11 protein-coding genes are annotated in these 12,604 nt (G+C 74.4%); 8 read left to right on the top strand and 3 right to left on the bottom strand.

Features of this window, described 5'->3' with window-relative positions; translation table 11 throughout:
• Nucleotides 1-172: 172 nt before the first annotated feature.
• Complete coding sequence (locus ACFW2G_RS31925; protein ID WP_037917177.1) at nt 173-805, bottom strand: TetR/AcrR family transcriptional regulator; 633 nt, start codon at nt 803-805, stop codon at nt 173-175.
• Between the two features lie 152 nt (nt 806-957).
• Here ACFW2G_RS31925 and ACFW2G_RS31920 point away from each other — a divergent pair, with 152 nt between their 5' ends.
• From ACFW2G_RS31920 to ACFW2G_RS31895, 6 genes are all read left to right on the top strand, one after another.
• Complete coding sequence (locus ACFW2G_RS31920; protein WP_384456305.1) at nt 958-1,833, top strand: phosphatase PAP2 family protein; 876 nt, start codon at nt 958-960, stop codon at nt 1,831-1,833.
• The gene (locus tag ACFW2G_RS31915; protein ID WP_172671263.1) at nt 1,830-2,729 is read left to right on the top strand and encodes a DMT family transporter; all 900 of its coding nucleotides are present in this window, start codon (nt 1,830-1,832) and stop codon (nt 2,727-2,729) included. Before ACFW2G_RS31920 ends, ACFW2G_RS31915 begins: the two co-directional genes overlap by 4 nt.
• 313 nt (nt 2,730-3,042) lie before the next feature.
• The gene (gene rraA, locus ACFW2G_RS31910; RefSeq protein ID WP_384456301.1) at nt 3,043-3,522 is read left to right on the top strand and encodes a ribonuclease E activity regulator RraA; all 480 of its coding nucleotides are present in this window, start codon (nt 3,043-3,045) and stop codon (nt 3,520-3,522) included.
• Between the two features lie 72 nt (nt 3,523-3,594).
• On the top strand, nt 3,595-5,217 hold the full coding sequence (locus tag ACFW2G_RS31905) for a peptide-N4-asparagine amidase (RefSeq protein ID WP_384585409.1): 1,623 nt from the start codon (nt 3,595-3,597) through the stop codon (nt 5,215-5,217).
• Between the two features lie 27 nt (nt 5,218-5,244).
• Nucleotides 5,245-6,945 carry a serine/threonine-protein kinase gene (locus ACFW2G_RS31900; RefSeq protein ID WP_384456298.1) on the top strand — a complete coding sequence of 567 codons (1,701 nt, stop codon included), beginning with the start codon at nt 5,245-5,247 and terminating at the stop codon, nt 6,943-6,945.
• A 102-nt stretch (nt 6,946-7,047) separates the two neighbouring features.
• Nucleotides 7,048-7,974, top strand: a complete 927-nt coding sequence (locus ACFW2G_RS31895; RefSeq protein ID WP_384585412.1) for a phytoene/squalene synthase family protein — start codon at nt 7,048-7,050, stop codon at nt 7,972-7,974.
• Here the strand turns inward: ACFW2G_RS31895 and ACFW2G_RS31890 are convergent.
• Together ACFW2G_RS31890 and ACFW2G_RS31885 are read right to left on the bottom strand one after the other, a co-directional pair.
• Nucleotides 7,971-8,714: a transglycosylase SLT domain-containing protein gene (locus ACFW2G_RS31890; protein ID WP_384585414.1), complete on the bottom strand. Its 744-nt coding sequence runs from the start codon at nt 8,712-8,714 to the stop codon at nt 7,971-7,973. The genes ACFW2G_RS31895 and ACFW2G_RS31890 overlap by 4 nt on opposite strands.
• A gap of 337 nt (nt 8,715-9,051) precedes the next feature.
• Nucleotides 9,052-10,122, bottom strand: a complete 1,071-nt coding sequence (locus tag ACFW2G_RS31885) for a dihydrodipicolinate synthase family protein (RefSeq protein ID WP_384585417.1) — start codon at nt 10,120-10,122, stop codon at nt 9,052-9,054.
• Between the two features lie 71 nt (nt 10,123-10,193).
• On the opposite strand from ACFW2G_RS31885, the gene ACFW2G_RS31880 reads away from it, so the two are divergent.
• Both ACFW2G_RS31880 and ACFW2G_RS31875 read left to right on the top strand, forming a co-directional pair.
• The gene (locus tag ACFW2G_RS31880; RefSeq protein ID WP_384456286.1) at nt 10,194-11,183 is read left to right on the top strand and encodes a LysR substrate-binding domain-containing protein; all 990 of its coding nucleotides are present in this window, start codon (nt 10,194-10,196) and stop codon (nt 11,181-11,183) included.
• Between the two features lie 73 nt (nt 11,184-11,256).
• On the top strand, nt 11,257-12,342 hold the full coding sequence (locus ACFW2G_RS31875) for an S-(hydroxymethyl)mycothiol dehydrogenase (RefSeq protein WP_384456283.1): 1,086 nt from the start codon (nt 11,257-11,259) through the stop codon (nt 12,340-12,342).
• The last annotated feature ends 262 nt before the right edge of the window (nt 12,343-12,604 follow it).

The raw sequence follows: 12,604 nt of genomic DNA, 5'->3' as shown, positions 1-12,604 counted from the left end.
AGGGGGGGGGCCCGCTGATGGCGGCGGAGGAGCCCGCCGCGGGTCCGCCCAGCGGGGGGGGTGGCCAGTGGGGTGCGGGCCCACCGCCCGGTCCGGGTGGCGCGCTGCCGCCGTCCCCACGAGGCAGCGCGGGCGGGGCGCCGTCCGGTCACCGGGACGGCGCCCCGCCGGTTCAGGGGGCCTGGCCGGCCGCCGGCCGAGCGGGGCGGTCGGGCCCGAGGCCCAGGGACGGGAGCATGACCGCCTCCACGAACCGGATCAGGTAGTCGGCGTCCGCGTACTGCCCCTCCAATACCGGCCGGATGCGGAGCACGCCCATCAGCTGGGCCGGCAGGAACTCCGCGGCGGGATGGCCCGCGGAGATCTCGCCGCGGGCCACGGCCCGCTCCACCATCGCGTCGAAGGCCGCCAGTTCGGGTTCGACCAGGGCCTCGCGCAGGGCGGCCTGGAGCGCCTCGTCGCTGAGGACGGCGTGCCCGAGGGCCTGCGTCAGCCGGGTGTCGCGCCCGGAGGTGCCGGCAGCGATCCGGGCCGCCTCGCGCAGGTCGCCCGCCAGGGTCCCGGTGTCCACCGCGGCGAGGGTGCCCCGCCGTGCGGAGCGCAGGGCGGCGGCCACCAGCTGGGGCTTGGTCTTCCACTGCCGGTAGAGCGTGGACTTGCCGCAGCTGGCCCGGGCGGCGATGCCCTCCATCGTCAGGGCCTCGTAACCGTGCTCGCGCAGCTGCTCCAGGACGGCGTCGTAGAACTCCTGCTCCCGCTCCGGGGTGATCTTGGAGCGGCGTGCGGGGGGCGGCGTCGACGTCATGGGCTGCGGCTCTCCTCGGGGGCGCCTCGGCTGCTGGTTCCGCTGAGAAGTGTACGGGAACGCGACCGTATCGGTACACCGACGTATCGATACGACAATGTATCGATACACTGGCGTGTCGCTGTGCGCGCAACAGGAGGAGAGACCGGGGGATGACCGCCCACACCACGCCTGCCGGGCCGGCAGGCGGACCGAGAGCCGCCCGCCGGCGCCTCATACGCGAGCTGCTGCTCGTCGCCGGCTTCTTCATCGTCTACAAGGCGGGCCGACTGCTCTCGACCGACCGCACCGACGAGGCCTTCCGCAACGCGGACCGGATCTGGGACGCGGAGCGCCTGCTGCACCTGCCCGGCGAGGGCGCGGTGCAGCGGCTACTGCTCCACGGGGACGCCCTCGTGATCACCGCGAACACCTACTACGCGGCCGTCCACTTCCCCGCCACCGCCCTCTTCCTGGTCTGGCTCTACATTCGCCGCCCCGCCCACTACCTGTGGACCCGCCGGGTGCTCGCCGTGCTCACCGGAGCCGCGCTCGTCCTGCACCTCGCCTATCCCCTGGCGCCCCCGCGGATGCTCCCCACGGCGGGGCTCGTCGACACCGGTCAGGTCTACGGGCCCTCCGTCTACCGGGCCGCGCCGGACACCGACACCCTGGCCAACCAGTTCGCCGCGATGCCCTCGCTGCACTTCGGCTGGGCGCTGATGCTCGCGATCGGTGTGATCGTCGCGACCCGGGGGGCGAAGGGCGCGAAGAGCTCGTCCCGGCGGATGCTGTGGCTGCTGCATCCGCTGGTGACCCTGCTGGTGATAGTCGGCACCGCCAACCACTACTGGCTCGACGCGGTCGTGGCCGCCGCTCTCCTCGGGATCGCCCTGCTGGTGGTCCCCCGGCCGCGGGCGGGCGGCCGGGACGACACGGACGCGGGCGCGGGGGCCCGAAGCGGCCAGGACGGCACGGAAGCCGAGGGCGCCGTGCGCGCGGGGCCGCGCCGGGAGAGCACCGCCGCGTCCGTGGGAGCGGGAAGGTGAACGACACCGCCCTCGCCGTCGTGCTCTGCCTCGCCTCGGCCGTGGCCTACGCGGCCGGCGCTGTCGCCCAGGAACGGCTGGCCCGCGCCGGCGCCGCGCGCAGCGCGGGGGCGCTGCTGGGCTCCGGAGTCTGGTGGTGGTCGGCCGGACTGAACGCGGCCGCGGCCCTGCTGCACGCGGCGGCACTGCGCTACGGGCCCCTCACCCTGGTGCAGCCATTCGGCGCGCTCACCCTGGTGGCCGCCGTCCCCATGGGGGCGCGCCGGGCCGGACGCCGGGTGGCGGCCACCGAATGGCGTGGGACCCTCGCCACCGTCGTCGGGCTCGGCCTGCTGCTGCTCCCGGCCTCCGGGCCGGCCCCCGATGACACCCTCACGCTGGCCGAGGCGCTGGTCGTCTCCGGGACGACGACGGCGGTGATCCTGCTCCTGACCGCGGTCAGGGACCCGGGCACGGGCCTGCGGCACGCCACCGCCTCCGGGCTGGCCTCCGCGGTGGCCTCCGCACTGACCCAGACCGTGGCCGTCGCGGGCGGCCGCGGGGGATCGCTGCTGAGCGTCCGGGTCGTCGCCGTGGCGCTGCTGGTCGTGATGTTCGCGGTCGGCGGGATGCTGCTGTCGCAGCGGGCCTACCGGGGCGGCGGGCTCGGCGCCCCGCTCGCCGTGGTGAACCTGGCCAACCCGCTTGCCGCGGCCGCCATCGGTGCGGCCCTGCTCGGCGAACGCCTCCAGGGCGGGCCGGCCGGGTTGGTGCTGGCGGGGGCCGGAGCCCTCGTGGCGGCGCGGGGCGTGGTCCTGCTGACCCGGGCGCCGGCCGCTCCGACGGGCGCCCCACCGACCGGGGTGTCGGCCGCCGCGGCCGAACTGGCCGTACCCGGGGGACGGGTTCCCGTCTGATCCCGGGGGCCGCGCGACGGTGCACGGAAACGCTCCGTGGAAACGGTGCGCGGAAAGGCTGCGCGGAAAGGCTGCGGGGAAAGGCTGCGGGGAAAGGCTGCGGGGAAAGGCTGCGGGGAAAGGCTGCGCGGAAACGTTTCGCCTCGCGCGGATCCCCGGCGCGTCGCCCTCGGGCCCGCCGGGTTCCGGCCGTTGTCGGGCCTTGCCTTGCCTTGCCTCGCCACCGCCCCCGCCCCCGCCGGCGAGGCCCGGCCCCCTACCCTGTTCGCACGGCGCGACCCAGGAGAACGAGTAGCGAGGAACCGGTACCGACATGAGCGTCACCCCTGTCCCCACCGCAGACCTGTACGACGAGCACGGCGAAGCCCTCGGCATCTGCACCACCGGATTCCGGCAGTTCGGCGGCCGCAGGCTCTTCGCCGGCCCCGTGCGGACGGTCCGCTGCCACGAGGACAACGCCCTGCTGCGCGAACTGCTTCACGCTCCGGGCGGGGGCGCCGTCCTCGTCGTGGACGGAGGCGGCTCGCCGCACACCGCCCTGGTCGGCGACCTCATCGCCGGCGCCGCCGAACGCAACGGCTGGGCAGGCCTGATCATCAACGGCTCAGTCCGCGACAGCGTGGCCCTCGGCGGGCTCGACCTCGGTGTGAAGGCCCTGGGCACCGTCCCCCGCAAGAGCGGCAAGACCGGCGCCGGCGCCGTGGACGAGCCCGTCACCATCGGCGGGGTCACCTTCTGCACCGGGGACACCGTCCACGCGGACGACGACGGAGTGGTCGTCCTGCGCGGCTGACGACCGGAACCGGCCAGGTCCGGCCCTCCGGGCCTGGCCGCCGCCCGGCGCACCGGGTTTCACTGCCGGTCCATGAGACGACACAGGATCACGGGCCTGCTCGGAGCGCTCGCGCTGGCCGCCGGCACCCTGGCCGCCGCGGGTCCCGCGCGGGGGCTGCCACCGGCCGACCCGCCGCCCGCCGAGTTCGGCACCGACTGGCACGACCCCCTCACCGCCGCTCCGCCCGTCACCAAGCCCGCCACCCGGTCCTGCCGGGTGACCCTCGCGCAGGCCCGGTTCCGCGACTTCACCCCCTTCCGCGGCCACTACACGCCCCCCACCGCCTGCGGCGCGGCCGACTGGGCCGCAGTGGTGCTCCGCCTCGACGGCAAGGTCAAGGGCCGCCAGTACGACCGCCTGGGCCACCTCTCCCTGGGCGGTGTGGAGATCCTGCGCACCTCGACGCCCCAGCCCTCGCCCGACGGCATCGCCTGGTCCGTCGAGAAGGACGTCACCCGCTACCGCGACACCCTCGCCCGCCCGCAGCCCGTCGAGATGCTCATCGGCAACGTCGTGAACGACACCTACACCGGCGTCATCGACGTCACGGTGACCCTGACCTTCTACGCGGCCGACGGACGCACCCCCGCACCCGATACCCCCGACCGGGTGCTGCCCCTCATCACGCCGACGATCACCACTCCGCGCAACACCGAACGGTTGCTCGCCGAGGTGTACGCCACCGGCTCCGGCGGCGGCTGCGAGGAGTACTGGTACCTGACCACCCCCGCCGGAACCCCGTACTCCTGCACAGCCGACGGCGGCCCCCACCGCGAGGTCCGCGTCCTCGTCGACGGGCGGCTCGCCGGCATCGCCGCGCCTTTCCCCACCGTCTGGACCGGCGGCTGGTCCAACCCCTTCCTCTGGTACGTCACCCCCGGCCCGCGCGCCTTCGACGTCCAGCCGATCCGCTACGACCTCACGCCCTACGCCGCCCTCCTCAACGACGGCCGCCCGCACCGCATCGAGGTGACCGTCGCGGGGCTGCCCGCCGGGCAGAGCGGCTGGAGCACCCCCACCAACCTGCTGCTCTGGCAGGACGAGGCCCGCCGGGTCGTCACCGGCGCCCTCACCCGGCATGAGGAGAGCGCCCCGACGGGCTACTCCCGCTGGACCCCCGCAGTCCCGGGCGAACTGCACCGGGTGGACACCGAGGGCGGCCACCGGCTGACCACCGCCGGATACCTCAACACCTCCCGCGGCCGAGTGGCCACCACCGTCAGCCGCTCCGTGCACCACACCTCCGCCCACCGCTGGACCGAGGGCGAGAGCCGCGATGCGCTGACCGCGGCCTGGACCGACGACGAGAGCGTGACGCACGGACCGACGACCACCCGGACAGGCCGCACCTACACCATGGACGGCGAGACCACCCTCGGCGCGGGCGACCGCCTGCGCACGGTCCTGACCCTGGGCGACCACGCGGACACCGTCACCCTGCGCGGCGGCCGGACCATCGGGACCTCCCGGCTCGACGACCGGTACACCGGCGACGCCACCTACACCGCGAACGTCCCGCGCGACCAGCGCCACGCGGTCGCCACCACCACCGTCCGACACCGGCTGTACGGGGCGCAGGTGCCCGGCGGGTGCTACGACCGCACGGTGACCGCCGTCCAGGGAACGGTCACGGTGGACCGGCGGCGCTGCTGACCGCGGCGGCACTTACGATGATCCGCCATGGACACGAGTGAGGCCGGCAGACGGCTGATCGACGGGCGCTTCGAACTGGTCGCGCCCCTGGGCAGCGGCGGCATGGGTACCGTCTGGCGGGCGCGCGACATCGCCCTGCACCGAGAAGTGGCTCTCAAGGAGGTGCGCCCGCCGGACCCGGCGACCGCAGCCGCCCAGCCCGGCCTCGCGGACCAGATGCGTGAACGTGCCGTCCGCGAGGCACGCGCCCTCGCCCGCCTCGCCCACCCCCACGTCGTGACGATCCACCACATCGTCGAGCCCGCGGACGGCACGGACGGGCACCCGTGGATCGTCATGGAGATGGTCCGGGGAGGCTCCCTGCACGACCGCCTGGAGTCCGGCCCCATGCCGCCCGCCGAGGTGGCGCGGCTCGGCCTCGACGTGCTGTCCGCGCTGCGCGCCGCGCACGCCGAGGGGATCCTCCACCGTGACGTGAAGCCCGCCAACGTGCTGCTGCGCCCCGACGGGTCGGCCGTGCTGACCGACTTCGGCATCGCCGCGCTGCACGACTCCACCGCGCTCACCGCGACGGGAGTGCTGATCGGCTCCCCGGAGTACATCGCGCCCGAGCGGGTCCGCGGGGAGGAGGGGCTGGCCGCCTCCGACCTGTGGTCGCTCGGCATGCTGCTCTACGTGGCCGCCGAGGGGAGCCACCCGCTGCGCCGGGCCACCAGCCTGGCCACCGTCGTCGCCGTACTCGACGAGCCCATCCCCGCGCCGGTCCGCTCCGGCCCGCTGGGGCCCGTACTGGAACGGCTGCTCGTGCGGGACCCGGCCGCGCGCCCCGACGGAGCACAGCTGGAACACCTGCTCCGGGACGCGAGCGCCGCTCTCGGTGCGGGCGCCGGCCCCGCGGCCGTCTCCGCGCCGCCCGCCGCCTCTCCGGCCGTGCCCGGCCCGTACGGGCAGTTCGGCCCCTACGCGCCGAACAGTGCCCCGCACACCCCGCCCGTCCCGCCGCCCTACGGTTCCGGAGGCTCTCCCTACGCGGCTCCGACCGCACCGCGACCGGTGGCATCATCCGCGCGCAGGCGTCCGGCCCTCATCGGCGCCGTGGTCACCGCGGTCCTGGCGGCAGCGATCGCCGGCATCGTCCAGCTGCTGCCCGACGGCAATTCCGGCGACGACGAGGCGACGGGCGGTGCCGCGACGCGCGCGGCCGGCGCCTCCGCCGCGCCGTCCGGGCGGAACGCCGTCTCGGCCCCCACGCCCGGAGCGAGCGCGCAGACGGCGGACGCGCCCCGGGGCAGCATGATGACGCCGGGGAACATCCGCACCGCCCTGGAGGCGTTCAAGAAGGCGACGGGGACGACCACCTTCGTCGACATGACGCTCTACGACGGCTACATCCTGGCCTCCATCCCCACCGCGGCCGGAGCCGAGACCGTCGACTCCTGGCAGTACCGGGACGGCGTCGCTTCGCGCACCGGACCGGACGGCACAGTCGAGGAGGGCGAGCCGTTGATCGACATGGCCACGGTCAACTGGGACGCGCTGCCCGGCATGCTGGAGCAATCCCAGAAGGACTTGAAGGTCGAGAAGCCGACCTCGCGCCACGTCATCGTCGACCCCTGGATGATGGACCAGGTCCCCTCGATCCGCACCTACCTCAGCGACGAGTACGGCCGTGGCGGCTATGTCCTGTGGAAGACCGACGGCAGCCTGAGGAAGGTCACCGCCACCTGACCGGCCCGGGCCCGCACCGGGCCGCACGGCTCCGCAGCCGAACGAGGGCGCGTCCGCGCGCCCGCACTTCCCTCCACGCGCACACCGAGGAGCCTCACCACCATGCCCAGCTGGCGCACCACCCTCACGGCGGCCGGGATATCCGGCCCCCCGCTGCGGGACGACTACACCCACGCCGCCCGCCGGGTGCTCCGCCGCGAACCCGCGCCGTACCTGGCGCTGCGACTGCTCGCCGCGCCGCCGCTGGTACCGGCCCTCGCCGCCGGTCTCGCCTTCATGAACCTCGTCGACGACGTGGCCGAGACCGGCACCCCGCAGCAACGGGCCTCCGCCCTCGCCGCGCTGACCGCACGGGTCGAGGCCGCGCTGGAATCCGGGGACAGCCCCGATCCCGTGCTGCGGGCCTACGCCCATGCCGTGCACTCCCGGGGGCTGCCCGGGCACTGGGTGTCCCGCTTCCTGGCGGGCGCCGCCACCGCGGAGGCGGCCTTCGACGGCTTCGCCGACGAAGCGGATTTCCAGCATTACCTCGACGCGTACGCCTGGCCCGGGGTCGCCGTCTTCACCGGCCTGCAGTACCAGGGCGGCCCGGATCCCGAACAGGCCGCCGGCTGGCGCCGGTTCGTCGACGCGGCTCAGCGCGTCGACTTCCTCGCCGACCTCCACGGCGACCTGGCCGACGGCCGGCTCTGCCTCCCGCGCGCCCGCCTCGACGAGCATTCTGTGACCCGGGCCGATCTGGAGGCGGCCCGTGACACCCCTGCCGTACGGGCCCTCCTCGCCGCCGAGACCCGGCGCGCCCGGACGGCCCTCGACGCGACCCACGGCATCCTCGACCTCGCCGAGCCGGGACTCCGCCCCGTCATCGCCACCATGGTGGACCTGATGGCCCACCAGCTGGCCGCCGTCGAGCGGGCCGGTGCCGGCGCGCTGCGCCGCGACGTGGGCTACGGCCTCACCGCGCCCCTGCGGATCCTCCTGCGTGCCGCGGCCGGCGGCCGGGGCCCCGCCCGCACCGGCAGCCGCTAGTAGGCGCCGTTGACGTTGTCGATGGAGCCGTAGCGGGCGGCCGCGTAGTTGCAGGCCGCGGTGATGTTGGCGACCGGGTCGTAGGAGTCCAGCGAAGTGCCGGGCACGTGGTAGGCCTTGAAGGTCGGGTCGATGACCTGGAGCAGTCCCTTGGAGGGAATTCCGTTCCGGGCGTTGATGTCCCACAGGTTGATCGCCCTGGGGTTGCCCGAGGACTCCCGCATCACATTGCGGTGAATTCCGTTGTAGCTGCCGGGAATTCCGTGTTTGGCCATCACGTCGAGGGATTCGCGGATCCACCCGTCGAGATTGTTCGGGTAGGAGGCTGCCGGCTTGGCGGCGGTCTTGGACGCGGCGGTGGCGGCCGTGGCGGTCTTCGCCTGGGAGACGATCTTCAGCTTGATTCCGGGTCGGATGACCGAAGGGTTGTCGCCGACCACCGCGCGGTTCGCCTCGTAGAGCTGCTTCCATCCGCCGCTGAGGGAGTGGTCCGCGGCGATCTCCGAAAGGGTGTCGCCGGCGACCACGGAGTACGTGGTGGGAGGGGTCGCCGCCACGTTCACCGCGGTGGCCGCGGTGACGCTGGTCACCACCGCTGCCGGTGCGCTCGTCCCGACCGCTCCTGCGGTCGTCGCGCTGATCAGCGGGAGCGTGAGGGCCGCGCCACCTGTGCCGGCGAGGGCCAGCTTACGGGTGATCGGGTTCTGCTTCGGCCGACGGTGCTTACCCTTTGCAGGCATGGCGGAATTCCTCACGTGGGGGGACGGGAGATCCGGATGGCGGGGCCGTACGGGGCCGCCCGTCACCTGGAGTGAGGTGACCGTAGGTGAGCCCGCCGGGCGGGAACAAGCCCCGAATTCCACCGATAGATCGACATCCCGCTATCCGCACCGGAAATGACCTTGTGGGCATCTCGACGGAAAGGCCGATTCCCTTTCCGGGAAAAGGGGATCGGCCTCTCGGGGGAAATGATGTTGACGTGTCCCGCGTGACTGACATCACCAGCTGGACCGCCGCGGGTCAATAGGGGTAAGTCCGGTACCTGGTGGGCTTATTCGGGCGACTCGCGCGTAGAGGTCAAAACGCCCATCCGGCACTCTTTCCGGCGCCGATTTCCCCCTCCCGGAGCTGACTTCCCTTCGCGGCGCCGATGGCCCCCGCGCTCCCCTCGGGAGAGGGAGCGTCCAGCCCCGCCGGCCGCTCCAGCCCCGCCCGCCGTTCCAGCCGCTCCAGGGCGGATGCCACCGCCGCATCCGAGGCCGGGAGCAGAGGGAGCCGCACGGCGGCGGCCGGGATGCGGCCCTGGGCGTGGAGCACGCCCTTGACGACGGCCGGATTGGGCTCGGCGAAGAGCGCCGCCGACAGGCCGGCCAGTGCGTGCCCCAGTGCCCGGGCATGGACCGCGTTCCCCGCCCGCCAGGCCTCGGCCAGCTCCGCGAACCGCTCCGTCGCGAGGTGGGCCGAGGCCAGGATCCCGCCCGACGCGCCCATGGCGAGCATCGGTGACACGTACAGGTCGTCCCCGGCCAGCACCTGGAAGCCGGCCGGCCGGTCACCGAGCAGTTCCATCGCGTCCTGGTCGATGCTGCCCGTGGAGTACTTCACCCCGGCGATCCCGGGCAGCGAACCGAGGGCCCGCAGCGCGGCGGCGTCCAGCGGCTGCCCCGTGCGGTGCGGGACGTGATAGACGACCAGCGGTACGGGACTCACCCTGGCCAGCCGCCCGAAGTGCGCCAACACTCCGGCCGGCGAAGGCCGCACGAAGGACGGGACGGTGACGAGAGCCGCCCCCGCGCGTGGCCACCGAGCCAGCCCCGCCAGCGAGGCCTCCGCGGCCCGGGTGCCGACCGCCCCCACCCCCACGGTCAGCAGGGCCCCGCGCTCCCGGCACACCCGGGCGCACACACCGGTCACGCGTTCGCGCTCCGCCTCGTCGAGGCAGGCCGCCTCCCCGGTCGTACCGAGGGCGACGATCCCGGTGGCGCCCCCGTCGAGCACCGCGTGGGCGAGCCCCTCCAGGGCCTCTGCGGCGATCTCCCCGGTGAGGGTGAAGGGAGTGATGAGCGGTACGTGGATCCCGTGGAGCGGGACCGCTGCGGTGTTCCCTGACGTGTTCCGGGACGCGTTCTGTGAGGTGTTCTGTGTCATGCGCACGAGCCTCACCGCCCGCGAGCATCGAATCCAGTTCACGTTTCTTACTCCCTGCGTAAGCTGAGCCGATGCTCGATGTACGGCGCCTGCGCCTGCTGCGCGAACTCGCCTGCCGCGGCACGATCGCCGCTGTGGCCGAGGCCCTCTGCTTCAGCCCTTCGGCGGTGTCCCAGCAGCTCGGCGTGCTGGAACGGGAGGCCGGCCTGCCCCTGCTGGAGCGCACCGGCCGGCGGGTGCGGCTCACCCCGGCCGGGCAGAACCTGGTGCGGCACGCCGAGGCGGTCCTGGAGCGGCTGGAGCAGGCGGACGCCGACCTCGCCGAGGCCCGCGGGGGCCTCGCCGGCGCCCTGCGGATCGGTGCCTTCCCCACCGCGACCCGCGCGATCGTCCCGGCTGCCCTGATGACCCTCGCCCGTCGCCACCCGGGGCTCGAACCGATGCTCTGCGAGACCGACCCGGCGGCGGTCGCCCATGCCCTGCGGGCCGGGGACCTGGACGTCGCACTGGTCCACGCGTACGACTTCGTACCCGCCGAGCGGGAGCCGGGGCTGGACACCGAGCCCCTGTACGGCGAGGCGATGTACCTGGCCGAGCCGACCGGCGGGAGTCCCGGGGCGGCCGGGGGGTCGGGCCCGCCGGGCGGCCGGGCGACCGCCGGGGACCTCCCGCAGCCGCCCCCGGCGCCCGACCAGGGCGCGGCCCTGCGCACGCACGCCAGGTCCCCCTGGATCACCGCCACGGACGGCACCCTCTGCCACACCATGACGACACGGGCCTGCCAGGCGGCCGGGTTCACCCCCCGGGTGCGCCACCAGGTCGACGACTTCGCGACCGTGCTCGCGCTGGTCGCGGCGGGCCAGGGCGTGGCGGTCGTACCCCAGCTCGGGGTGGCGGGCCGCCCCGACCCGGCGGTGCGCCTCACCCGGCTGGTGATGCAGCGGCGCACCGGCCTCGCCTTCCGCAGCGGGGCCGCCGCCCACCCCGCCGTGGCCGCCTTCGGCGCCGCAGTTCGCGCCGCCCTACCACCGGATCTGGCCGGGTCGCGCGCCGAAGCGTGACACAACTCCCTTACCGGGTGCCGTCCGTGTACGTTCGTTGATCCATACCGAACCGATCAGAGCGGGGTACGACGTGACACATCGAGTACGAGGGGTCATCGCCCGGAGCAAGGGCGCACCGGTGGAGACGACGACGATCCTCGTGCCCGACCCGGGACCGGGGGAGGCGCTCGTCCGGGTGCAGGCCTGCGGGGTCTGCCACACCGACCTGCACTACCGCGAAGGCGGGATCAACGACGAGTTCCCCTTCCTGCTCGGCCACGAGGCCGCCGGAATCGTCGAGTCGGTCGGGCCGGACGTCACCTCCGTGGCGCCGGGCGACTTCGTCGTCCTCAACTGGCGAGCGGTGTGCGGGACCTGCCGGGCCTGCAAGCGCGGGCGCCCCTGGTACTGCTTCGCCACGCACAACGCCACCCAGCCCATGACACTGGAGGACGGCACCCCGCTCTCCCCGGCCCTCGGGATCGGCGCCTTCGCCGAGAAGACCCTGGTCGCGGCCGGCCAGTGCACCAAGGTGGACCCGGCCGCGGCCCCCGCCGCAGCCGGACTCCTCGGCTGCGGCGTGATGGCCGGCCTCGGCGCCGCCCTCAACACCGGGAACGTCGGGCGCGGCGACTCCGTCGCCGTCATCGGCTGCGGGGGAGTGGGCAACGCGGCCGTGGCCGGCGCCAGGCTCGCGGGCGCCTCGCGGATCATCGCGGTGGACCTGGACGACCGGAAGCTGGAATGGGCCCGCGGCCTCGGCGCCACACACACCGTCAACGGCCGCACCGAGGACGTCGTGAAGGCGGTCCAGGCTTTGACCGGCGGCAACGGAGCCGACGTCGTCATCGACGCCGTCGGCCGTCCCGAGACCTACCAGCAGGCCTTCTACGCCCGCGACCTGGCCGGGACGGTGGTCCTGGTCGGCGTGCCCACCCCGGAGATGAAGCTCGAACTCCCCCTCCTGGACGTCTTCGGCCGCGGCGGCGCCCTGAAGTCCTCCTGGTACGGCGACTGCCTGCCCGAGCGGGATTTCCCCCTGCTGATCGACCTCTACCTGCAGGGGCGGCTCGACCTGGACGCCTTCGTCTCCGAAACCATCCCGCTCGACGGGGTCGAGGACGCCTTCACCCGGATGGAGCGCGGCGAGGTGCTCCGCTCGGTCGTCGAGTTCTGACCCGTCCAGGCAGCTGCGGCTCCGGAGGCCCGGCCACCGCCTTCCGCGCACCCCGGTCGCCTTCCGCGCACCCGCGGAAGGCGACCGGGGTTGGGGATCGCGTCCAGCGCCTGTCCCGGACACCCCGCGGCCGGCGTGGGGGGGGGGGGGCCGCCCCCCCCCCCCCCCCCCCGGCCCCCCCCCCCCCCGCGGGCCCCCCCCGCCCCCCCCGGCCCCCACCCCCCCGGGGGCCGGCACGTCCCGGCCAACCACCCCGGCGGGG

This window comes from Streptomyces sp. NPDC058880, assembly GCF_042742535.1.
In the GTDB taxonomy this organism is placed as follows: domain Bacteria; phylum Actinomycetota; class Actinomycetes; order Streptomycetales; family Streptomycetaceae; genus Streptomyces.
The sequence above is the reverse complement of the archived record's forward strand: the minus strand, read 5'-3'. Positions and strand labels throughout refer to the sequence as shown.

What these genes read in the sequence shown, in the direction of transcription:
- ACFW2G_RS31880 (WP_384456286.1), top strand. Translation starts at nt 10,194, where the DNA reads ATGCTCGATGTACGGCGCCTGCGCCTGCTGCGCGAACTCGCCTGCCGC.
- ACFW2G_RS31885 (WP_384585417.1), bottom strand. Translation starts at nt 10,122, where the DNA reads ATGACACAGAACACCTCACAGAACGCGTCCCGGAACACGTCAGGGAAC.
- ACFW2G_RS31905 (WP_384585409.1), top strand. Translation starts at nt 3,595, where the DNA reads ATGAGACGACACAGGATCACGGGCCTGCTCGGAGCGCTCGCGCTGGCC.
- ACFW2G_RS31920 (WP_384456305.1), top strand. Translation starts at nt 958, where the DNA reads ATGACCGCCCACACCACGCCTGCCGGGCCGGCAGGCGGACCGAGAGCC.
- ACFW2G_RS31900 (WP_384456298.1), top strand. Translation starts at nt 5,245, where the DNA reads ATGGACACGAGTGAGGCCGGCAGACGGCTGATCGACGGGCGCTTCGAA.
- ACFW2G_RS31890 (WP_384585414.1), bottom strand. Translation starts at nt 8,714, where the DNA reads ATGCCTGCAAAGGGTAAGCACCGTCGGCCGAAGCAGAACCCGATCACC.
- ACFW2G_RS31925 (WP_037917177.1), bottom strand. Translation starts at nt 805, where the DNA reads ATGACGTCGACGCCGCCCCCCGCACGCCGCTCCAAGATCACCCCGGAG.
- rraA (WP_384456301.1), top strand. Translation starts at nt 3,043, where the DNA reads ATGAGCGTCACCCCTGTCCCCACCGCAGACCTGTACGACGAGCACGGC.
- ACFW2G_RS31895 (WP_384585412.1), top strand. Translation starts at nt 7,048, where the DNA reads ATGCCCAGCTGGCGCACCACCCTCACGGCGGCCGGGATATCCGGCCCC.